Origin of the sequence: Nocardia sp. NBC_01499, from assembly GCF_045040275.1 — a bacterium.
GTDB lineage: Bacteria > Actinomycetota > Actinomycetes > Mycobacteriales > Mycobacteriaceae > Nocardia.
Map to the genome: position 1 here is coordinate 1,727,063 of NZ_CP109426.1, position 22,521 is coordinate 1,749,583.

Genomic DNA, 22,521 nt, shown 5'->3' on the forward strand with positions numbered 1-22,521 from the left:
ATCCAACTGACCGGTCGCTCCGAATGACGGAATTGAAGTTCTCTGAAAGTTTGCGGGCGAGCCGTTTTCGTCCGATTCTCATGCTAAATCGCAGCATCAGCGCCCGCGTTGCGCTGACGGCGAGCTTGCTGGCACGGGTAACTTGCAGGCGGCGTGACGACAACTCGACGGAACGGAGCGATGTGATGACAGCGGCAGTGACCAACCCGCCCGCGGAGTCTGATCCATCGGACGCCGAAGCTCCGTTCCCGCTATCGAACGCACAGCTAGGCATCTGGCACGTGCAGCAGGTCGCCCCGGAGGCACCGCAGACCGTGTCGCAATACATCGAGCTGCGTGGCGAATTGGATGTCGAGCTGCTCGCCGAGGCGATCTACCGCTGCGGTTTCGATATGCAGAGCCTGCGGGTGCGCATCATCGAGCTCGAGGACCAGCCGTGTCAGCGGGTCGACCACGCGCTGCCGCTCGGTGTGCTGCACGTAGATCTGCGCGGCGCCGAACAGCCGCGCGCGGCGGCGCGGCAATGGATCCGGCGCGATTCGACGGTGCCGATCGATATCGCCGACGCGCCGCTCGTGCGGAACGTGGTGCTGCAAACCGGTGCCGCCGAGTACTTCTGGTACGCGAAGATGCACCACATCGCCATCGACGGGTATGGCGCCATGCTGCTGTCCATGCGGATCGCGGAGCGGTACAACGCGCTACGCAACGGCATTGAGGCGAGCCGGACCATGGCCAAGTCCCTGTACGCGATCTACGACACCGAGCGGGCCTATCGCGCGTCCGCGGACTTCATCGAGGACAGGCACTTCTGGCACGAGCAGATGTCGCGAATTCCCGGCGCGTTCAGCCTGAGTGAGCGCACGGCGCCCGCGAACAGACAGCGGCTGGTCGAGGAGGGCGTCCTCGCCGACGACGCGGCCACGCTGCTCGACGCGGCGCGGACCTCGTTGCGGGTGTCGCGGCCCGCGTTGTTCGTTGCCGGGCTGGCCGCCTACCTCGCCGCCGTCAGCGGCAATCGCGAGGTCGTGCTGAGCCTGCCGGTGACGGCCCGCACGACCGCGGGACTGCGCTGCTCCGCGGGGTTCGTCTCGAATGTGGTTCCGCTGTTCCTTCCGGTCGCCGAGGGTGTGCGGATCGGTGAACTCGCCGAGCAGGCCCATCGGCAGATCACGGCGGTGCTCGCGCATCAGCGTTATCGTCACGAGGACATCCGGCGCGACTATGACGCCGTGCCCGGTTCGCGCGGACTGTTCGGGCCGAGCGTCAATATCATGTTGTTCTACAACGAGATTCGGCTCGGTCCCGCAGCGGGTTCGGTGCACGTGGTGTCCACCGGGCCGGTCGAGGATCTGTCGATCAACATCTACAACGGCCCGCGCGATGTCGGCCTGTGCGTCGACTTCGTCGCCAATCCGGATCGCTACGATGCCGACGAGCTGCGCGGGCATCATCGGCGTTTCCTCGACTACCTCGCCGAATTCCTCGCCGCGGCACCGGAAACGGAGGTGTCCGAGCTGTCGCTGATGAGCGAGGCGGAACGCAATGCGGTCGAACTCGAAGGGGTGACGACCGACGCCGCGGCCCCCGAGGTGACCCTGGTCGAGCTGTTCGAAGCCGTCGCGCGGGCGCGGGCCGGGGCAACGGCGGTGAAGTTTCTCGGCGATTCGCTGACCTATGGCCAGCTCGATGCGCGGGCGAATCAGTTGGGGCGCAGGCTGATCGAGCTCGGAGTCGGCCCGGAATCGCTGGTGGCCGTTGCGGTGCCGAGGTCGCTGGACCTTGTCGTCGCCATACTCGCGGTGCTCAAAGCGGGCGGCGGTTATCTGCCGGTGGATCCGAATTCTCCGGCGGATCGGATCAAGTACCTGCTCACCGATGCGCGTCCGGTGTGCATAGTGACCGCCGCACACCACAGTGTCGAGTTGCCTGCTGGATTGCCCGCCGTAGAGGTGGGTTCGGCGGGCCTGTCCCGGCTCGACGCCGGGGCGATCACCGACGCCGACCGACGCGCGCCCTTGGCGCCGCGCAACGTCGCGTACGTGATCTATACGTCGGGGTCGACGGGGCGTCCGAAGGGCGTGCAGGTTCCGCATTGCAATGTGGCGCAGTTGTTTACGCGCACCGAGGAGTTCTTCGGCTTCGATGAGCACGACGTGTGGACGATGTTCCACTCGGCGGCCTTCGACTTCTCGGTGTGGGAGTTGTGGGGCGCGCTCCTGTACGGCGCGACGCTGGTGGTTGTCGACTATTACACCTCCCGTTCGCCTGCCCAATTCCTGGAGTTGCTGCGTCGCGAGCGGGTCACCGTGCTCAACCAGACGCCGTCCGCGTTCTATCAACTGGCCGAGGCGGATCGGGATGAGCCGGATCAGCCGCCCCCGGCGCTGCGATACCTGATCTTCGGCGGCGAGGCGCTCGAACTGCGCCGACTCGTCGACTGGTATGCCAGGCACGATGATTCGCGGCCGCGGTTGGTGAATATGTACGGCATCACCGAGACCACGGTGCACGTGACCTACAGCGGGCTCGACAGTGCCGCCGTTGCCGCGCCGAACGCCGGTGGCGTCGGGCGGGCCATCCCTGGATTGCGGATTCTGTTGCTGGACAGCAGATTGCGCCTGGTGCCACCGGGTGTGGCAGGCGAGATCTACGTGGCGGGCGACCAGCTGGCCCGCGGGTATCTCGGTCGACCCGCGTTGACCGCGGCCCGGTTCGTGGCGGATCGATTCGGCGAGCCTGGCACCCGGTTGTATCGGTCAGGCGATCTCGGCAGATGGCGGCCCGACCGGGGGCTCGAGTACCTGGGTCGCGCCGATGATCAGATCAAGTTGCGCGGCTTCCGGATCGAGCTCGGTGAGATCGAGGCGGCACTGCTCACCCACGACGCGGTGCGGCAGACGGCCGTGATCGTGCGCGAGGACGAACCGGGTGATCAGCGCATAGTGGCGTATGTGGTCGGTCATCGCGACTTCGCGATCGACACCGTCGCGCTGCGGGAACATGCCGGAACTCTGTTGCCCGACTACATGATTCCCTCGGCGTTCGTCGTGGTCGCGGCAATGCCGTTGACCGCCAACGGGAAACTGGACCGCCGTGCGTTGCCGGTACCCGCTCCCGAGGTGACGGCGTATCGCGCACCGCGGACCTCGGTGGAGCAGGGCGTGGCGCGCGTCTTCGCCGAGGTGCTCGGTATCGATCGAATCGGGTTGGACGACAGCTTCTTCGCGCTCGGTGGCAATTCGTTGGCGGCTACCAGGGTGGCCTCTCGGCTCGGCGCCGCGCTGAACACCAAGGTGCCGGTCCGGTTGTTGCTCGAGCAGGCGACCGTCGCGGCGCTCGCCGCGCAGCTGGCGCAGACCGATGGCGGTGCTCGGATCGCTTTGACGGCAGGGCCGAGACCGGATCGGATTCCGCTCTCGCCGCCGCAGCAACGCCTGTGGTTCATCAACCGATTCGACCCCGAATCCGGCACGTACAACATCCCGTTCGCGCTGCGGATGCGCGGCGACCTCGATATCGACGCGCTGCGTGCGGCACTCGCCGATATCGTCGACCGGCACGAGACGCTGCGGACGATCTTTCCCGACAGCCCGGACGGGCCGAGCCAGGTGATCCTGCCCGCGGCGGGTGTCGCACCCACGATGCCGGTGACCGACCTGTCCCCCACCGAGGTCGAGGACCGGCTGCGGGCGGCGGCCCGGCGCGGATTCGACTTGACGATCGACACCGCGCTGCGGGTCGAGCTGTTGCGCACCGGCGCAAGTGATTACGTGCTCGCGGTCGTCATCCAGCACATCGCGGCCGACGGGTGGTCGCTGACACCGCTGTGCGCCGATCTGGTGGCGGCCTACCGCGCGCGGCGGGCCGGGCAGGCGCCACGGTGGGAGCCATTGCCGGTCCAGTACGCGGATTACAGTCTGTGGCAGCGGGATACGATCGGCGACGAGTCGATACCGAACAGCCCGGCGGCGATTCAGTCGGCCTACTGGCGTACCCAGCTCGCCGATCTGCCCGACGAGCTTTCGCTGCCGTACGACCGGCGGCGCCCCGCGATGCAGTCCTTTCGCGGCGGCCGGGCCGAGATCGCCATCGATGCCGAAACGCACCGCGCCCTTGTCGAATTGGCGCGTACACACAACGCGACCTTGTTCATGGCGATACATGCCGCCCTGATGGTGCTGCTCGCCAGGATTTCGGGTGTCCAGGATATCGCGGTCGGTACGCCGATCGCGGGTCGCGGCGAGTCCGAGTTGGACGATGTGATCGGGATGTTCGTGAACACGGTTGTGCTGCGGACCCTGGTCGATCCGGGCGAGTCGTTCACGGATTTGCTCGCACGGCAGCGTGCGATCGATGTGGACGCGTTCGCGCACGCCGATGTGCCGTTCGAACGGCTGGTCGAGGTGCTGAATCCGGTTCGGTCGACCGCGCGGCATCCGCTGTTCCAGATCATGTTGTCGGTGGACAGTACGGCACCCGTGCAGGTGGACTTGCCGGGACTCGAGGTCGCCGCCGCGGCGATCGATGCCGGAATCGCCAAGTGGGACTTGCAGTTCGCGCTGACCGAGAGCTACACCGCCGATCGTCGACCGGATGGACTCGGCTTGTGCCTGACCTATGCGACGGACTTGTTCGACGCCGCGACGGCCGCGCGGATCGGCGATCGGTTCGCCAGGGTCCTGTCGGCGGTGGCCACCGACCCGGCGGTCATTGTGGGGGACATCGAGATCCTCAGCGCGTCGGAACGGGCCGCTGTGGTTGCCGTGCGAGGTCGGCCGGCGACGGCTGCGGTCACGCTGGCCGACTACTTCGCGGCAGTCGCTGAGCGGCATCCGAATCATGTTGCGGTGCAGTGTGGTTCGACGGAACTCAGCTACCTTGAACTCGACGCACGCGCGAACAGGCTCGCGCGGATGTTGATCGATCGCGGCGTCGGCGCGGGTGATGTTGTGGCGCTGGGGTTTGCGCGATCGCTGGACAATGTGGTCGGGTGGCTCGCGGTCGCCAAGGCGGGTGCGGCGTTCCTGCCGATCGATCGGGGTCACCCCGCCGAGCGGATTCGAGCTGTGTTGTCGGACTCCGGGGCGCTGGTCGGTCTCACCACGGCGACCGGCGCGGCAAGCCTGCCCGATACGGTGCCGTGGCTGGTGGTTTCGGATCTGGACGGATGCGATGCGGCGCCGGTCACCGATTCGGATCGGGTGCGCGCGGTTCGCGTCGACGACCTCGCCTATGTCATCTACACCTCCGGCTCCACCGGCACGCCAAAGGGTGTCGCGGTCACCCATCGCGGACTGTCGAGTTTCGCGGCCGAGCAACGCGAGCGGTATCGGGTGCGACAAGATTCGCGGACACTGCATATCGGGTCGCCGAGCTTCGATATCTCGGTGCTGGAATTGCTGATGGCGCTGTGTGCCGGGGCGACGATGGTGATCGCGCCGACCGATGTCTTCGGCGGCGACGCGCTGGCCGAGTTCCTCGGCCGGGAGCGGATCACGCACGCGGCCATCACCCCTGCGGCATTGGCCAGTATCGATGCGGCGCGCTGGCCGTTGCCGCGGCTGCGGCTGCTGGTGGTGGGTGGCGACGCCTGCGGTACCGAGCTGGTCGAGCGCTGGGCGCCAGGTCGCGACATGCTCAACGCCTACGGGCCGACCGAAGCCACTGTCGCGGTGACCATTTCCGAGCCGATGCGACCGGGCGGCCCGGTGGTGCTCGGTCGGCCGATCCGTGGCGCCGGTGTCGCCGTGCTGGACGCGCGCTTGCATCCGGTGCCGCCAGGAGTGGCGGGTGAGCTCTATCTCGCCGGTGTCGGGCTTGCTCGCGGCTATCATCGACGGCCGGGTCTGACCTCGGGCAGATTCGTCGCGAATCCCCTTGGCGGCGTGGGTGAACGGATGTATCGCACCGGCGATCTGGCGCGTTGGACGGCCGCCGGTGAGCTTGTTCTGCTCGGTCGCGCCGACCATCAGGTGAAGATTCGTGGTTTCCGGATCGAGCTCGGCGAGATCGACTCGGCGCTGGTGAGTCATCCCGAGGTCGCGTACGCCACCACCGCCGGATATGAGATGCCGAACGGCACAACGATATTGGCGTCCTATGTGCAACTGGTGCCCGCTGCCGAATGCGGTGCGGGCGATCTGGCGAACTATCTGTCCAGCCGGGTGCCGAATTACATGGTGCCGCAGTCGATCACCGTGCTGGACACGTTGCCGCGCACGCCCGCGGGGAAATTGGATCGGGCGGCGCTGCCGGAGCCGGTGTTGCGAGCGGGTGCGGGATATCGGGCGCCGCGGTCTGCGGCGGAGTCGGCACTGTGCGAGGCCTTCGCGGAGGTCCTCGGTCTTGATGCGGTCGGCGCGGACGACAGTTTCTTCGAACTCGGCGGAAGTTCGCTGCTGGCAACACGAGTGGTTTCGGTGGTGCGTGATCGACACGGATTCGACATCCCGGTGCAGGCGTTGTTCCTTGATCCGACGCCTGCCGGAGTTGCCTCGCGTATCGAATCCGGCGATCACACTGTCGCGGCCACCATCGACGCGGCCTTTCAGACGATGCTGCCGATTCGGGCGCACGGCACGCAGGCGCCGCTGTTCTGCGTGCACTCGGTGAGTGGCGAATCCTGGAGTTACGCAGGCCTGCTCGCCTACCTCGGTCCCGAGCGGCCGGTCTATGGGTTGCAGATCACCGAGCTGATCGGTGCCGGTGCCGACGTCGAGACGGTGGAGCAGCTCGCCGAACACTATGTCGCGGAGATCAAGAAGGTGCAGCCGACCGGGCCGTACCATTTGCTCGGCTGGTCGCTGGGCGGAGTGATCGCCTACGAGATCGCCGCGCGCCTCAACGACGCCGGTGATCGCGTGGCGCTGCTGTCCATGCTGGACACCCGGCTCATCGAGGGTGCGATGGAGGTCATCGATCCGACCGCCGGTGAGCTGCTCAGCGCGTTGCTCGGCGACGCGGCCCGGGTGGTCGAGGATGTCACCGCCGAGCAGGCGGCCGCATTGCTGCGGGCGCATCAGGGCCGGTTCGCGTCGCTGACCACCGCGAATGTGGAGCGGCTCTACGCGAGCTATCTCGTCTGCTCCCGCATGGGGTTCCGGTTCACACCGCGCGGCTACGCCGGGGACCTGCTGTATTTCACCGCGGACACCGATTCCGCGCCCGTCGACGAGCACGGCCGGATCGTGTCGGCCAGGGGTGCGGCGGCCTGGTATCCGTATGTCGATGGTGCGGTGCACGAGCACTTCGTCCGCTGCGCGCACGGCGAGATGACCTCGCCCGAGGCGCTGGCGGAGATCGGGCCGGTACTGAGCCGCTACCTCGATGAGGCGTCGGGTGGGATGCGCTGTTGCGAGCGCGCGACGCGGTGCACGAAATGCGCGAGTTGATCCGCTGGCACAGGTCACGGCGACCTGTGCCAGCTCTCAGCTCGGCCGGTCGGGCATCGTGTCATGCTGTGTTTCATGAGGATTGACGGAACGGTTGCTCCTGGATTCGAGGCGGTTCGGGACGCGTTCGCCGCGAACTTCGCTGATCAGGGCGATGTCGGGGCGGCAGTGTGCGTGTATCGGGATGGCCAGCCCGTTGTCGATCTGTGGGGTGGGCTCGCCGACCCGGACGCCGGGCGGCCTTGGGAGCGCGACACTCTGCAATTGGTCTACTCGGCGACCAAAGGTGTGGTCGCGGCCGCGGCGCATCTGCTGGTTCAGCGGGGGTTGCTCGATCTGGATGCGCCGGTCGCGCAGTACTGGCCGGAGTTCGCGGCGGCCGGTAAGGGCGAGATTCCGGTGCGCTGGTTGTTGACTCATCAGGCGGGTCTCGCGGCGATCGATAAGCCGGTACCGCTCGCCGAGGCGTTGGTCTGGACGCCGATGGTGGAGGCGCTGGCCGCGCAGGCGCCGAACTGGACGCCGGGTACCGATCACGGGTATCACGGACGCACCTTCGGCTGGTTGGTCGGCGAGGTGATCCGCCGGATTACCGGACGTACCGTCGGGCGGTTCCTGGCCGAGGACATCGCGGCGCCGTTCGGGGTCGACTTCTTCATCGGCCTGCCCGCCGCCGAGCAGAGCCGGGTCAGCCGGTTGGTGTTCGCGCCGAAGCCGGATCTGGATTCGGTGCCGGACGAGGCCATTCCGGAGCAGATGCGGCCGATGGTCGCGGCGATGCGTGATCCGGAATCGTTGACGAACCGGGCCTTCCAGATCACCGACCCGCCGGACATCGACTTCAACTCCCCCGCCGTACATGCCGCGGAGATCCCCGCGAGCAACGGTATCGGCACCGCGCGCGGGCTGGCTCGGTTGTACGCGTCGCTGGTCAGCGTGGTCGATGGCAATCGTCTACTCAGCCCGGAGACCCTCGCCGCCGCCATCCGCGAGCAGACCAGCGGCATCGACCGGGTCATCATGCTCCCCGATCGCTACGCCAGCGGATTCATGCTGCCCATCGCCGATCTCACCCTCGGCGGCCCGAACTCCTTCGGCCACCCGGGGCGCGGTGGATCACTCGGCTATGCCGACCCGGAGCGCCGCCTCTCCTTCGCCTACGTCACCAACTACATCGTCGAAGGTGCCCTCGATTTGCGCGCCCGCAACCTGGTCGATGCCCTGGAGACCGCGCTCGAATAGCGCTGCCGCGCACACCTTCTCGGCCCGCCGGCTATATCCGTACGCGGCCCGGCAGAACGCGCGCGGGCTAACGAATGCGTACAGCAAGGCCGGCGCTCACGATGCGACAGTACGTGCGCGGCAGGGCAAGACGGGTGCAGCGGCGGCCGGTGTTGCGTGCTGCGCGCGGATTGTCTTGCTGCGCACGGATTTACCTGCGACCTCGTGCGCGGGGGTGGGCGGTGGTCAGCGGAGGGTGCGGATCCAGCGGCGGGTGTCGGCGGGGTCGATGACGTCGTCGAGTTCTAGCAGGGTGGCGGCTGTGAGGGCTTTGCCGCTGGCGTAGGCGAGGCCGACGAGATTGTCGAATGCTTCCTGGCGTTTGACGGGGTCTTCGATGGCGGCCAGTTCCTTGGCGAAGCCGAGGCGGACAGCGCCTTCCAGGCCCATGCCGCCGATTTCGCCGGTGGGCCAGGCGATGACGAAGCGGGGCGCGCGGAAGGAACCAGCGGCCATGGCTTGGGCGCCCAGGCCGTAGCCCTTGCGGAGGATGACGGTGCCCCAGGGGACGGACAGGGCGGCGGCATCGATGAAGAGGCGGCTGAATTTGGTGACGGTGGCGTCTTTTTCGGCTTCCGGGCCGACCATGAAACCGGGTGTGTCACACAGGGAGACGATCGGTAGGTTGTTGGCGCCGCAGAGGCGCAGGAAGCTGCTGAGTTTGTCGGCGGCCGGGGCGTCGATGGCGCCGCCGAGGTGGTGGCAGTTGTTGGCGATGAGGCCGTAGGGGTGTCCTTCGACGCGGATCAGCGCGGTGACGATGCCGACGGCCCAGTCGCGGCGCAGCTCGAGGATGGAATCGAGGTCGGCGACGGCTTCGATGGCGGCGCGGATGTCGAAGGCGTGCAGCCGGTTCTCCGGGATCACGTGGCGGGACAGGCGCGGGTCCGGCGCGGTCCAATCATCCACCGGCCCTTGGAAATAGGCGAGGTAACGCTGGGCGACGCGGACGGCCTCGGCTTCGTCGGCGGCGACGATGTGCACGACACCGTTGCGGCGTTGGACCTCGATCGGGCCGATGTCTTCGGGGGCGTAGACGCCGAGACCGCCGCCTTCGATCATGGCGGGACCGCCCATGCCGATGTTGGCGTCGGGGGTGGCGATCACGACGTCGCACATGCCGAGCAGGGCGGCGTTGCCCGCGAAGCAGCGGCCGGACACGATGCCGATCAACGGGACTCGGCCGGACAACGCGCCCATGGTGTGAAAGGTGGTGAAGTCGAGGCCCGACATGCCGCCGGTGTCGGTGTCGCCGGGGCGTCCGCCACCGCCCTCGGTGAAGAAGATCACCGGAAGGTGTTGGGCACTGGCCATTTCCAGCATGCGGTCGGTCTTGGCGTGACCGCGGTAGCCCTGAGTGCCTGCCAGCACGGTGTAGTCGTAGGACATCACGACCACCCGGGTGCGGTCGGCGCCGAAGCGGTCCGCGTTGATGGTGGCGACGCCGCCGATCAGGCCGTCGGCGGGGGTTTTCGCGATCAGGTCTTCTTGACTGCGGCGCAGTCGTTGTGCGGCGACCGCCAGTGCGCCGTATTCGACGAAGCTGTCGTCGTCGACGAGGTCGCTGATGTTCTCGCGAGCGGTGCGCCTGCCGAGCCGGTGGCGTTTGGCGACGGCGTCGGCGCGGGCCTCGTCGAGGCCGATGCGGTGCCGGTCGCGCACTTCGGCGAGGTCAGGGCGGATGGCGTCGAGATCGATCGCCTCGACATCGGCGACGATCCCGTCGTGGTCGGCCTCGGTCCAGATCAGCAGGGGCGCATGCGGATCCACCGTGGCGCCCGGTGCTGCCACGTGCCGTCGAACGCGCAGTGATTGTTCGGCGCGCAGCACATGCTGCATCTTCATGGCTTCCAAGACGGCGACCTCGGCACCGGCCGCGACGACGGTACCCGGTTCGACCAGGCTGACCACGGTGCCACCCATGGGTGAACGCAGGGTCTGTTCATCGTCTTGCAGGACAACGGAATCCGGCACGAAAGTAGCGACGGACTCGAGGTGCGGCGCGGGCGCGTAATCGCTTGCCCGAGCGACGAGTTCGGTCAGATTCCGCTCGAACCACTCGGTCGATACCGTGGTCCCGGCGCAGAGTTCATCCAGCACCGCCCGCAGCAACGCCGCATTCGTATCGACGCCGACCACAACGGTTTCGGCCAACGCGTCCGAACAACGGCGCAGCGCGGCGGAATACGACGGACCGCGAGCGATCACCTTGGCCAGCAACGAATCGAACTGTGCCCCTTGCCGCATACCGGTATAGGCGGCCGTGTCGACGCGCACGCCGACGCCGGTCGGCGCGGCGAACTGTGCCACCGTGCCGGTGCTCGGCAGCACATCGCCTCCGGCAGTGACGATTTCGGCGTTCACCCGTGCCTGTACGGCATAACCACGCGGCGCACCAGCGGGCAGGTCGAGGTCGGCGAGGGTGCGCCCTTGCGCCAGATCCAACTGGAGCGCAACCAGATCGACCCCCGTCACCTCCTCGGTGACGGTGTGCTCGACCTGTAGTCGCGGGTTCACCTCGAGGAACCATGCCTCGTCGCCGCGCACGAGAAACTCGACGGTGACGACGCCGCGGCAACCCACCGATTCCGCGAGGCGCATCGCGTCACCGTGCAGCCGTTCCCGCAGCGCCGCAGTGAGATTCGGTGCGGGCGCCACTTCGATCAGCTTCTGGTGCCGCCGCTGCACACTGCAATCCCGGTCACCGAGGGCGATGGCGCGTTCCCCGTCAGCCACCACTTGCACCTCGATATGCCGAGCATCGGCCACCAACGCTTCCGCGTATACGGTGTCATCCCCGAACCCCGCCAATGCCTCCGCCCGACACCGCTCATACGCCTCCCCCAGCGATTCCGAGTCGCGCACCTCCCGCATCCCGCGCCCGCCACCCCCGGCAGCCGCCTTCACCATCACCCCGCCCGGATGCGCGGCGAGCAAAGCGGCGATCTCGGTGACCCCCGCACCACTCGACGTCGCCGTCAACACCTGAACCCCGGCCCGCTTCGCCGCCGCCCGCGCCGCAACCTTGTCACCGAACGTCCGCAACACCTCCGGCGCCGGACCCACGAAAACAAGCTCGGCGGACGCACAGGCGGAAGCGAGATCCGCACTCTCACTGAGGAATCCGTACCCCGGATGCACCAACGCCCCCGGCCCGGCCTTACGGGCCGCCGCCACTACAGCACGCACATCCAGATACGCACCGGCACCCACCCCGGCCAGCTGCACCGCGTCATCGGCCAACCGAACATGCAGCGCATCCCGCTCCTCAGCGGTGTACACCGCCAACGTCGCGTACCCCCGCTCCCGAGCGGCCCGCAAAACCCGAACCGCCACCTCACCCCGGTTAACCACGACCACGCGCATCCAGCCAGTCTCCCGCATCCCAATCTCACACCGAACCCGACAGGCCCGAGCCTAATCACGAGACAGCCTCGCCCGGCGGAACGCTAGATGATCATGCGATGAACCCGGCGAGGGCCGCCGCGACGGCGGTCGGCGCGACATGGTGGCGGCCCGGCGAGTCTCCAGCGCGGGAAGTGTCAGGTGGCGTTGTGGTCGAGCAGGCTGGTGCCGCAGTCGAGGACTGTTCGGGTTGCCGGGCGGGGTTGCCAGTCGAGGATGCGCTTGGCTTTCTCGGTGCTGTGGCGGTTGCGGCGGCCGAGGGCGGGGATGACCTCGCCGAGGGATACGTCGCTGAAGCGGGCGGCGAGGCGGACCGCGAAGTCCGGGAGTTGGCGGGTCGAGACCTGGTTGCCGCGTTGGCCGAGGCCGTCATGCAGGGTGCGGGCCATGTCGCGCATCCACATGAATTCGCCGGTGGCCAGGAAGCGTTCGCCTGCGGCGGCGGGGGTGGTCATGGCGCGGATGTGGATGTCGGCGAGATCGCGGACGTCGACGATTTCGAGTCCGATGCGCGGTACGCCGGGCAGCTTGCCGGAGACCATGCGGGCGATGATGTCGACCGATCCGGTGGTGTTCGTGGTGAGAATGGGGCCGAAGACCGCGCCGGGGAGGATGGTGGTCAGCTCGGTCGGGCCGTCGTAGTCGGCCATGAAGTCCCAGACCGCGCGCTCGGCGAGGGTCTTCGAGCGACGGTACGGGATGAGCGTCGGATCCTCGGGATCGGTCCACAACGTTTCGTCGGTGACGCCGTCGGTCGCGTAGGACGAGGGGCTCGCCGCGTTCGCCGCTGAGGTCAGCACCACGCGTTTGACCCCGGTGGCGGCCGCCGCGCCCAGCACCCGGAGTGCGCCGTCGCGGGCCGCGGCGATCAGCGCGGCCTCGTCGTCGGCGTTGCGGCCGAGCGGTGCGGCGACGTGCAGCACATAGTCGACGTCCTTGACCGCCGCGTCCCAGCCGTCGTCCGCGGTGAGATCGGCGATGGCGAAGCTGAGCCGTCCGGCCGGGTCGACGGCGGTGGACACGGCCGCGAGGACCGCCGCCTCCTTGTCCGCGCCGCGCACGGTCGTGCGCACGTCGTAGCCGCGTTTCAGCAGCTCGACGATGCACCACCCCGCGACGTAGCCGCTTCCTCCGGTAACCAGAACCAACTCAGCCATCATCGTCCTCCGTGTGTTCGGAACGCTGTGCGAGAAAGAAACTCCAGACCCCACCGGTAACGGCTGACACCGTACCCGGTGACGCCGTTACCAGCCGACATCTACCGCTGATGGCGCTGCGATTGTCGATGAGGTCGCTCAAATACGGTGTCGCCGACTAGGTGTCGGAGGTGACGCGGCGCGGTGCCGCGTCATGATTCGTCATCTTGGGCAAAGCCGCTGTGGCGTCGCCGATGTGTAGGACCGTGTCGGCAGCGCCGAGAATCGTTTGATCGAGCGGGAAGTAACCCTTCTCGGGGGGCGCGCCGGTACGCGTTCGCGCGGCGGAGATCGTGGTGGCCGGTGTCAAACCCCAAGTGCCGATGCGACTCTGCAGGAGGCCCTCGTAGGTGTCCGGTTCGGGTTCCGGGATCCCGAGGATGTCGCTGCGACCCAGGCTGCCCGCGATGAAGGCGTACTGCTCGCCCAGCAGCGACCCGACGATGGCGCCGACGCCGAGCCAGTCGAGCACCAGGCCTGCCACGCGCATGGTGCTCGGGTTCCGGCGCAGGTGATCGTTGTGCGCGTGGGCAAGTGTCGCGCCGCGACGTGCCTCGATGCTTCGGATATCGAGGAGGTTTTGGGCCATGATCGCCGCCCGGGTGGCCATGAGCAGGGATATCCGAGCATTCCGCGCGAGGTCACGTGCCGCCTGCTTGTGGTAGCGGAGCAGACCGAGCCCGGCGGTGAGATGCGTTCTGGCCCTGAGCCATTCGGCGCGTGATGTCGCCGCGATCAGTTCCGGCGCGCGTACGTCGAGCGAGATGAGCATGTCGTTGGCCATCGCCCGCAGCCGCTCGGCCTCGGGTGTGGCGCCGATCGACTTGGCCGGGTTCAGGATTGCCTCCTCGCGATCCCAGAGTTCGTCGGCGCCAAGGAGAGTCGCGAGGTCGAGGTCGAGTCGCAGGTAGTCGCGGGCGTATTCGAGGTAGCGGCGCGGGCTTGGTGCGGTGGTGTTCTCGGTCTGCGCGTCGAGGCCGTGGAAGGCCACCCGGTCTTGTGGTGGTCGGTGCTGGTTGTACTCGTGCATCCAGGTGACCAATTGCCTGTTGCCGTCCAGGTTTCCGAAGGTGTGGGAGAAGCCTTCGCTCAGCACCGTGTCGAGGTCGCCGATGCCCTCTTGGACGAAGTCGTTCACGATAAGCGCGGCCACGCGGTCGGTTTCGAGGGCGATCGAGCGGAAGCCGAGGTCGACCAGTTGCGCGAACAGTTCGTTGCGGATCAGTTGGAAGGCGGGTTCCTGGTGGGTCGGCTCGCCCAGCCCTACCAGGTCACATGAGGTGGATACGAAGTCTCGAATGTTCTGGCTCATGTGTCTCAATCGTATCGTTGAAAGATCGGTTGATACTTTCCCGGCCTCTGACCGACTCTACGTGCGGTAAAGTCTCAAACCGGTGATCACCTTGCGTCCCGCCGACCTTGCCCGCGAGCATGGCATCTCGACCCAGGCCGTCCGCAATTACGAGCGCGACGGCTGCCTCCCACCCGCCGCGCGCACTCCCAGCGGCTACCGGATCTACACCGAGGTGCACGCGGCAGCGCTGCGCACCTACCTCGCGCTCATCCCAGCGTATGGGCACGCGGCCAGCGGCCAGATCATGAACGCACTCCACGATGCCGGACTCGACGGCGTTCTGCTGACCATCGACCGCGGCCACAGCCAGTTGCTCCGCGACAGGGACACCCTCGATGCGGTGCGCAAAGCAGTGGCGCACCTGACGGCGGAGTCCGACGCGGTCGCGGACCTATCCGACGACACCCGGACCATCGGTGAACTCGCGCACCTACTCCGGATTACCCCTGCGACCCTTCGCAATTGGGAAGGCGCGGGCATTCTCAACCCCGCCCGTGATCCAGCCACCGGCTACCGCCGTTACGGCGCAAGCGATATCCGCGACGCCCAACTCACCGATCTGCTCCGGCGCGGGGGCTACCCGCTCGACCACATCCGCACCGTGATCCAGCAGATCCGAACAGCAGGCGGCACAGCCGCAATGGCTGACGCACTGAACGACTGGCAGCGCAAACTCACCGCACAGGGTGTCGCCATGCTCGACGCCGCCGCTCAGCTCAGCCAGTACCTGCGCATGCTCGATCATGTTCTGCCAGAACAGATCACCTAGCGAGGTCAGGCGGTGCGGGTTACCGCCAGCGGGCGATCCTTGGTCTCGTTCGCGGCCCGGCTGAAGGTCAGGACACCGTCTTCGATGGCCCCCTTGCGGAGCATCTTGCGGTCACGGAAGAAATTGTTGATGACCAGCCACGGCCCGCGAGTGCCCTGGCGAGGCATGACCGCGTCACCACGCTGGATGTAGCCGGAGGTGAGGGCGCCGCCCATGACGGAGTCGGTGGACCGGTCGCCTTCTTCGGCCACCGCAACCATTTTCGTGTAACCGTTCGCCTTCATGTGGTTGAGAACCCGGCAGAAGTACTCGGCGGCGAGATCGGCCTTGAGCGTCCAGGAGGCGTTGGTGTAGCCGAGGACCATCAGCGCGTTGGGGATGCTGTCGAGCAAAGCGCCCTTGTAGACGACACGATCGCGGGTGACGACCGGCTCACCGTCCACTTCGAGGGTGGCGCCGCCGAGTATCTGCACGCGCAGGCCGGTCGCGCTGATCACGATGTCGGCGGGCAGTTCCTCGCCCGAGGCGAGGCGGATGCCGGTCTCGGTGAAGGTCTCGATGCGGTCGGTGGCGATGGAAGCCTTACCGCTGCGCAGCACCTTGAACAGGTCACCGTTCGGCACGACGCACAGCCGCTGGTCCCACGGGTTGTAGGACGGCGTGAAATGCCGCATGTCGATGTCAGGGCCGAGCTGCATCCGCACCGCGCCGAGCAGCACCTTCTTGGCCGCGGCGGGATTGGTGCGGGACAGCTGAAAACTGGCGCGCTGCAACGCGATATTGCGCGCACGGCCCACCCGATAGGCCAGCTTGACCGGCACCCTGGCCAGCTTCAAGCCGACGGCGACCGGGTCGTCGGCGGGCAGCGCGGTGATGTAGGTCGGCGAGCGCTGCAACATGGTGACGTGCGCGGCGTCCTTGCTCATCGCGGGGATCAAGGTGATCGCGGTGGCGCCGCTGCCGATCACGACGACCCGCTTGCCGCGATAGTCGAGATCCTCGGGCCAGTGCTGCGGGTGCACGATCTGCCCGCCGAAGTCGGCCTCGCCGGGAAATTCCGGACGGTAGCCGTTGTCGTAGTCGTAGTAGCCGGTGCAGCCGACGAGGAAGTTGCTGGTGAAGGTCTCGGTGACGCCGGTCTGCTCGTCGAGTGCCTCGACGGTCCAGAGCCCCGCCTCGCTCGACCAGCGGGCGGTGGTCACCTTGCGACCGAAGTGGATGTGCTCCTTGACGCCGTATTCGGCGGCGGTGTCCTCGACGTACTGGCGGATGTTCGGGCCGTCGGCGAGCACCTTGGTGCCGGTCCACGGGCGGAAGCCGTAGCCGAAGGTGTACATGTCCGAGTCGGAACGGATGCCGGGGTACTTGAACAGGTCCCAGGTGCCGCCGATGGCGGTGCGGCGCTCCAGGATCGCGTAGCTGCGCCCGGTCTTTTCGCGGGTGAGGTGGCAGGCCATGCCGATGCCGGAGAGGCCGGCGCCGATGATCAGTACGTCGACATGCCGCGTCATTGAGGAACTCGTTTCGTCTGCTCACGCCTCGGTCACCTTCGACCGAGAGCTACTGCCGAGGTTACGTGTTATCTGAGGTTACGTCTAGTCCGGTTGCTGGGAACATGCTAACGCCGGAGCGGCAATTAAAACCGTGCTGGTTTCAACCGGTGACTCCGGCGCGTCGCGGGCACAGCATGGATGACTGCGGCGTGCTCAGTAGCGCTGCGCGGATCTTGTCCCCTACCCGAGGTGTCGCGTGTCATCAATTGTCTTGGAGCCGACACCGATTCGGGTTCGGTCGGCGGCTCGGTGGCGGCCGCGCAAGACCTGGTTACGGATCGTCAGCCCGCTGGTCCTCGTCGTGGCGTGGCAGCTGGCCAGTGGCACCGGGGTACTGCCGGAACGGCTGCTGGCCTCGCCGCTCACGATCGTGAAAACCACCTGGGAACTGTTGCAGGCAGGGACGTTGCAGGAAGCGATCACGGTGTCGCTCGGCCGGGCGGCGACCGGGTTCGTATTCGGTGCGGTGCTCGGCATCGGCCTCGCCATTCTCGCCGGATTGAGCACGATCGGCGAGTATGTCGTCGATCCGCCGATGCAGATGCTGCGGACCTTGCCGTTCTACGGGCTGATTCCGCTTTTCATCCTGTGGTTCGGGATCGGTGAGTTGCCGAAGGTGGTGCTCGTCGCGTTCGGCGCGGCGATTCCGTTGTACCTCAACACCTTCGCCGGTATCCGCGGGGTGGACAGCAAACTGGCCGAGCTCGCGCAGGTGCAGCAGCTCGGCCGGATCGCGCTGATCGGGCATATCGTGCTGCCGGGTGCGCTGCCGCAGACGCTGGTCGGGCTGCGCCAGTCGCTCGGTATCGCCTGGCTGGCGTTGATCGTCGCCGAGCAGGTCAATGCCGATGCGGGACTTGGTTTTCTGATCAACGACGCCCGTGAATTCCTGCGCACCGACGTCATCGTCGTCGGGCTGCTCGTGTACTGCGTGCTCGGTCTGCTGACCGACGCGTTCGTCCGATTGATCGAGAGAAAGGCCCTGGCATGGCGACGCGGGTTCCTGGGGCAGTGATTACCGAAGAACTGATCGACAACGCAAGCACGGAAAGGACATCCGTCCGTTCCCGTGTCGAATCAAACGGGGAGCGTTCGGCGGCAACGACTTCCGTTGCGACTCCGGTCGCCCGAGTGCGCGGCCTTGTCCGCGAATTCGATGGTCGCCGTGTGCTCGACGGCCTCGATCTCGACATCGCGCCAGGCGAATTCGTCGCGCTACTCGGCCGCAGCGGTTCGGGCAAGTCCACTCTGCTGCGTGCGCTCGCCGGTCTCGACAAGGACGTCCACGGCGAACTGACCACGAACGGCACGATCGCCGTTGCCTTTCAGGAACCTCGCCTGGTGCCGTGGAAACGCGTGCTGGCCAACGTATTTCTCGGCCTGCGCCACAGCGACCCCAAGTCCGCGGCCCGTGCCGCGCTCGCCGAGGTCGGCCTCACCGAACGCGCGAACGCCTGGCCGCTCACCCTGTCCGGCGGTGAGGCGCAACGGGCCAGCCTCGCCCGCGCGCTGGTCCGCGAGCCGGAGCTGCTGCTGCTCGACGAGCCCTTCAGCGCGCTCGACGCGCTGACCAGGATCACCATCCACCGCCTCGTCATCGACCTGTGGCAGCGCCGCCGTCCCGGTGTCCTGCTGGTCACCCACGACGTCGATGAGGCGCTGCGGCTTGCCGACCGGGTGCTTGTGCTCGGCGACGGCCGCATCGCCCACGAATCCCGCATCGACCTGCCGCGTCCGCGCCGCGGCGACCATCCGCATCTGCTCTCCCTGCGCGAAACTCTGCTCGCCGAGCTCGGCGTGGCACCGGAAGGAACCGAATGAAAGCCAGAAGGCTGCTGCTCGCAACGACTCTCGCATTGGTCGTGGCGGTCGGCACGGCCTGCGGGTCCGACAAGGCCGACGATGCGGCGGTCCGCCCCGACGGTTCGATCGACCTGTCCCAGGTGACGTTGCACGCGGGCGATCAGAAGGGCACCGGGCTGCAGGCGCTGCTCACCGCGGCGGGCGAGCTGGACAAGACGCCCTACAAGATCACCTGGTCGCAGTATCAGTCCGGCCCGCCGATGCTGGAGGCGATCAACGCTGGTGCGGTCGATATCGGCGGCGTCGGCAATGCCCCGCCGGTGTTCGCGGCCGCGGCCAAGTCGGCGATCAAGATCGTCAGCGGCTATCAGGGCGGCACCGAAGGCCAGGCCGTCGTGGTACCGAAGGACTCGCCCCTGCGCACTCCAGAAGACTTGCGCGGCAAGAAGATCGCCGTCGCCAAGGGCAGTTCGGCACACCACCAACTGCTCGCCGTGCTGAACAAGGCGGGCATCAAATGGGATCAGATCGAACCGCAGTACCTGCAGCCGCCGGACGCGCTCGCCGCGCTGTCCACCGGCCGGGTCGACGCCTGGGCCATCTGGGACCCGTACACCGCGCAGGCCGAGCAGCAGTCCAACGCGCGAATCCTGGTGAACGGCAACGGGTATGTCGCCGGTGACGCCTTCTTCGTCGCCAGCACCAAGGCGCTGGGCAGCAAGGCGACCTCCGCCGCACTGCGCGACCTGATCGCCCGGATCGCACGGGCGCACACCTGGGTGAACGATCACCCCGAACAGTGGGCAAAGACCTACGCCGACCTCACCGGCCTGCCCTATGACGTGATCCTCACCGTCGTGAAACGTGGCCGCTACCAAGACCATCCGCTCGACCCGGCCACCATCGCGGCCGAGCAGGGTGTCGCCGACGTGTTCGCCGACGCCGGGCTCATCCCCGGAAAGGTGAACATCACCGACTACACCGACACCCGTTTCAACGACCTGTTCCCCGCTTCCTGAGGAGTTGGCTCCATGACTTTGTCATTCCATTGGTTCCTGCCCACCTACGGTGACTCCCGCGGCCTGGTTGCGGGCGGACACGGCACCTTCATGTCCGGCGACCGTCCCGCGACGCTGCGCTACCTGAATCAGATCGGCGCGGCCGCCGAGGACAACGGCTTCGAGGCCGTCCTCACCCCGACCGGTGCCTGGTGCGAGGACGCCTGGCTCACCACGGCGATGATGGTCGAGACCACCGAGACGCTGAAGTTCCTGGTCGCGTTGCGTCCCGGTTTGGTGAGCCCGACGCTGGCCGCGCAGATGGCGGGCACCTTCCAGCGGCATTCGCGGGGCAGGCTGCTGCTGAACGTGGTGACCGGCGGCGAGCCGCACGAACAGCAGGCCTACGGCGACTTCCTGGACAAGGAGCAGCGCTACGCGCGCACCGGCGAATTCCTGCACGTGGTGCGGGAGCTGTGGCACTCGCACGAGCCGATCACGTTCGAGGGCGAGCACATTCACGTCCGCGACGCGCTGCTGAGCAACCGGCCCGATCCGATTCCGCCGGTGTTCTTCGGCGGTTCCTCCGCTCCGGCCGGACCGGTCGCGGCCCGCTACGCCGACACCTACCTCACCTGGGGTGAACCGCTGCTCGCGGTGAGCAGGAAACTGGAGTGGATCCGTCGGCTCGCCGTCGATCAGGGTCGCGTTCTCGACTACGGCCTGCGCATCCACGTGATCAGCCGCGACACCTCCGAGGAGGCGTGGGCCGAGGCCGACCGCCTGCTGCAGGGCATCGATCCGGCCGACGTCGAGCGGGTGCAGGCGAGCCTGGCGCGCAGCGAGTCGGAGGGGCAGCGGCGGATGTCGGAGTTGCACGGCGGCAGCACCGATCGGTTGGAGATCGCGCCTAACCTGTGGGCCGGGGTCGGGCTTGTCCGCGGTGGCGCGGGGACCGCGCTGGTCGGCTCGCATGCCGAGGTCGCCGAGCGGCTGGTCGAGTACTCGAAGCTCGGCATCAGCCACTTCATCCTGTCCGGATATCCGCACCTGGAGGAGGCGTACTGGTTCGGCGAGGGTGTGTTGCCGATCCTGGAGCGCAAGGGGCTGTGGAGCCACCCGTCTCGTCCGGCCGCCGCGCCAGCCGCCACGCCGTTCGCGGCGTCGTCCAGCAGCTGATCTACCTGGTCACTGCGTTCCCCAGTTGCACCCAGTTAACGGTGACTGACTCACCTCAACCAGAATGGTCTGTCGGTCCGGCTCACAGGCGGGACCTCTAGACGAGTTCATAAGGGAGTCATGACCACCCCAGCCGCTCAGCGATGGCGCCGCCGCCTGCCCGACACCGCGACGACCGACGGGGCGCCGACGCTGGCGCGCAGGCTCGGGCGCATCGACCTCACGGCGATGGGTGTCGGCACCATCGTCGGCGCCGGCATCTTCGTGATCACCGGTGTGGCCGCGGCGGAGAAGGCCGGGCCGTCGATCGTGCTGTCGTTCCTGTTGGCCGGGACGGTCTGCGTGCTTGTCGCGCTCTGCTACAGCGAGCTGGCGGCGATGGTGCCGGTGTCGGGCAGTGCCTACACCTATACCTACGCCACGCTCGGCGAGGGGCCCGCGTTCCTGGTGGGCTGGAATCTGTTGCTGGAGTTCGTGATCGCGGGGGCCGCGGTCGCGATCGGCTGGTCAGGGACGACGGTGTCGGCGCTGGATTCGATATTCGGGATCACCGTTCCGAAGGCGCTCGCGGCGGGTCCCGGCGAGGGCGGGATCGTGAATCTGCCCGCGGTGCTGATCATCGGGGTGATCGTCGCGGTGCTGGTCGGTGAGGTGTCGTTGACCGCGCGGATCACCAAGGCGCTTGTCGGGGTGACGATCGGTGTGCTTGTGCTGGTTGTCGCGGTGGGTGCGCCGCATATCGACGTGAACAACTGGACTCCGTTCGCGCCCTTCGGTTTCGGCGGCATCGTCGGCGGCGCGGCGATCGCGTTCTTCGCGTTCCTCGGCTTCGATGTGGTCGCGGCCTCGGCCGAGGAGGCGCGTAATCCGCGCAAGGACGTGCCGTTCGCCATCATCGGCACGGTGCTCGTCGCCACCGTGCTTTATGCCCTGGTCAGTGCCGTGCTCACCGGGATCGCGCCGTTCGCGTCGCTGAACAATGGTGCGCCGATCGCGACGGCGTTCGGTGGATTGAAGATCGGCTGGATCGGCAATGTCATCGTGATCGCCTCGATCATCGCGTTGACCAAGGGGCTGCTGTTGATCGTCTACGCGCAGGTGCGGCTGATGTTCGCGATGTGCCGAGATCGGTTGCTGCCCTTCGGTCTTGCGCAGACCGGCAAGCGTTCCACGCCCGTGCGGCTTACGCTGCTGCTCGGTGCGGTCGGTGCGGTGATCGCCGGTTTGCTGCCTATCGACATCGTGGTGGAGCTGGTGAATATCGGTGCGCTGTCCGCGTTCGCGGTGGTGTGCGTCGGGGTGCTGGTGTTGCGCAGGGCCGAGCCCGAGCGGGAGCGGCCGTTCCGCACGCCGTTTGTTCCGGTGGTTCCGGTGCTTGCGCTGATCGGGTGCGTGTTGCTCGCGACGACGCTGGACGGATTGACCTGGGTGCGGTTCGTGGTGTGGGTCGTTGTCGGTCTCGTCGTCTATCTCGGTTACGGCCGTAAACGCTCGACTCTTGCCCCCGCCGCAGTGGACTAGCAGCGGAAACCGGCCCATGACGGTCGGGATATCTCACATATGACGCGGAATCCATTGCGTCCCATGCG

Annotated in this window: 12 protein-coding genes; 8 read left to right on the forward strand and 4 right to left on the reverse strand. The window is 67.3% G+C overall.

Features of this window, described 5'->3' with window-relative positions; genetic code table 11:
- The first annotated feature begins 185 nt into the window (after positions 1 to 185).
- On the forward strand, positions 186 to 7,394 hold the full coding sequence (locus OG203_RS07900) for an amino acid adenylation domain-containing protein (RefSeq protein WP_405165020.1): 7,209 nt from the start codon (positions 186 to 188) through the stop codon (positions 7,392 to 7,394).
- A gap of 75 nt (positions 7,395 to 7,469) precedes the next feature.
- Positions 7,470 to 8,636, forward strand: a complete 1,167-nt coding sequence (locus OG203_RS07905; protein WP_405165021.1) for a serine hydrolase domain-containing protein — start codon at positions 7,470 to 7,472, stop codon at positions 8,634 to 8,636.
- Positions 8,637 to 8,861: 225 nt separating this feature from the next.
- Here the strand turns inward: OG203_RS07905 and OG203_RS07910 are convergent, their stop codons facing one another.
- The 3 genes from OG203_RS07910 to OG203_RS07920 all read right to left on the reverse strand — a co-directional run bounded on the left by OG203_RS07910 (position 8,862) and on the right by OG203_RS07920 (position 14,588).
- Positions 8,862 to 12,041, reverse strand: coding sequence for a carboxyl transferase domain-containing protein (locus tag OG203_RS07910; RefSeq protein ID WP_405165022.1), 3,180 nt, complete (start codon positions 12,039 to 12,041; stop codon positions 8,862 to 8,864).
- Positions 12,042 to 12,217: 176 nt separating this feature from the next.
- Positions 12,218 to 13,237 (reverse strand): NAD-dependent epimerase/dehydratase family protein, encoded by a 1,020-nt coding sequence (locus OG203_RS07915; RefSeq protein ID WP_405165023.1) that lies wholly within the window; start codon positions 13,235 to 13,237, stop codon positions 12,218 to 12,220.
- A gap of 157 nt (positions 13,238 to 13,394) precedes the next feature.
- The gene (locus tag OG203_RS07920; protein WP_405165024.1) at positions 13,395 to 14,588 is read right to left on the reverse strand and encodes an erythromycin esterase family protein; all 1,194 of its coding nucleotides are present in this window, start codon (positions 14,586 to 14,588) and stop codon (positions 13,395 to 13,397) included.
- 82 nt (positions 14,589 to 14,670) lie between these two features.
- Between OG203_RS07920 and OG203_RS07925 the strand changes: the two genes are divergently transcribed.
- The gene (locus tag OG203_RS07925; RefSeq protein WP_405165025.1) at positions 14,671 to 15,399 is read left to right on the forward strand and encodes a TioE family transcriptional regulator; all 729 of its coding nucleotides are present in this window, start codon (positions 14,671 to 14,673) and stop codon (positions 15,397 to 15,399) included.
- Between the two features lie 5 nt (positions 15,400 to 15,404).
- On the opposite strand, the gene OG203_RS07930 is transcribed toward OG203_RS07925, so the two are convergent.
- Positions 15,405 to 16,910 carry a flavin-containing monooxygenase gene (locus OG203_RS07930; protein WP_405165026.1) on the reverse strand — a complete coding sequence of 502 codons (1,506 nt, stop codon included), beginning with the start codon at positions 16,908 to 16,910 and terminating at the stop codon, positions 15,405 to 15,407.
- 319 nt (positions 16,911 to 17,229) lie between these two features.
- Here OG203_RS07930 and OG203_RS07935 point away from each other — a divergent pair, with 319 nt between their 5' ends.
- The 5 genes from OG203_RS07935 (at position 17,230) to OG203_RS07955 (ending at position 22,453) form a co-directional block, all read left to right on the forward strand.
- A complete protein-coding gene (locus OG203_RS07935; RefSeq protein ID WP_405167791.1) occupies positions 17,230 to 17,967 on the forward strand; it encodes an ABC transporter permease in 738 nt (245 codons plus the stop codon).
- 116 nt (positions 17,968 to 18,083) lie between these two features.
- Positions 18,084 to 18,773 (forward strand): ABC transporter ATP-binding protein, encoded by a 690-nt coding sequence (locus tag OG203_RS07940; protein ID WP_405165027.1) that lies wholly within the window; start codon positions 18,084 to 18,086, stop codon positions 18,771 to 18,773.
- Positions 18,770 to 19,774 carry an ABC transporter substrate-binding protein gene (locus OG203_RS07945; protein ID WP_405165028.1) on the forward strand — a complete coding sequence of 335 codons (1,005 nt, stop codon included), beginning with the start codon at positions 18,770 to 18,772 and terminating at the stop codon, positions 19,772 to 19,774. Before OG203_RS07940 ends, OG203_RS07945 begins: the two co-directional genes overlap by 4 nt.
- A 12-nt stretch (positions 19,775 to 19,786) precedes the next feature.
- Positions 19,787 to 20,932: an LLM class flavin-dependent oxidoreductase gene (locus OG203_RS07950; RefSeq protein WP_405165029.1), complete on the forward strand. Its 1,146-nt coding sequence runs from the start codon at positions 19,787 to 19,789 to the stop codon at positions 20,930 to 20,932.
- 120 nt (positions 20,933 to 21,052) lie between these two features.
- Complete coding sequence (locus OG203_RS07955) at positions 21,053 to 22,453, forward strand: amino acid permease (RefSeq protein ID WP_405165030.1); 1,401 nt, start codon at positions 21,053 to 21,055, stop codon at positions 22,451 to 22,453.
- Positions 22,454 to 22,521 lie beyond the last annotated feature (68 nt).

What these genes read in the sequence shown, in the direction of transcription:
- OG203_RS07900 (WP_405165020.1), top strand. Translation starts at nt 186, where the DNA reads ATGACAGCGGCAGTGACCAACCCGCCCGCGGAGTCTGATCCATCGGAC.
- OG203_RS07950 (WP_405165029.1), top strand. Translation starts at nt 19,787, where the DNA reads ATGACTTTGTCATTCCATTGGTTCCTGCCCACCTACGGTGACTCCCGC.
- OG203_RS07955 (WP_405165030.1), top strand. Translation starts at nt 21,053, where the DNA reads ATGACCACCCCAGCCGCTCAGCGATGGCGCCGCCGCCTGCCCGACACC.
- OG203_RS07915 (WP_405165023.1), bottom strand. Translation starts at nt 13,237, where the DNA reads ATGGCTGAGTTGGTTCTGGTTACCGGAGGAAGCGGCTACGTCGCGGGG.
- OG203_RS07910 (WP_405165022.1), bottom strand. Translation starts at nt 12,041, where the DNA reads ATGCGCGTGGTCGTGGTTAACCGGGGTGAGGTGGCGGTTCGGGTTTTG.
- OG203_RS07945 (WP_405165028.1), top strand. Translation starts at nt 18,770, where the DNA reads ATGAAAGCCAGAAGGCTGCTGCTCGCAACGACTCTCGCATTGGTCGTG.
- OG203_RS07905 (WP_405165021.1), top strand. Translation starts at nt 7,470, where the DNA reads ATGAGGATTGACGGAACGGTTGCTCCTGGATTCGAGGCGGTTCGGGAC.
- OG203_RS07930 (WP_405165026.1), bottom strand. Translation starts at nt 16,910, where the DNA reads ATGACGCGGCATGTCGACGTACTGATCATCGGCGCCGGCCTCTCCGGC.
- OG203_RS07920 (WP_405165024.1), bottom strand. Translation starts at nt 14,588, where the DNA reads ATGAGCCAGAACATTCGAGACTTCGTATCCACCTCATGTGACCTGGTA.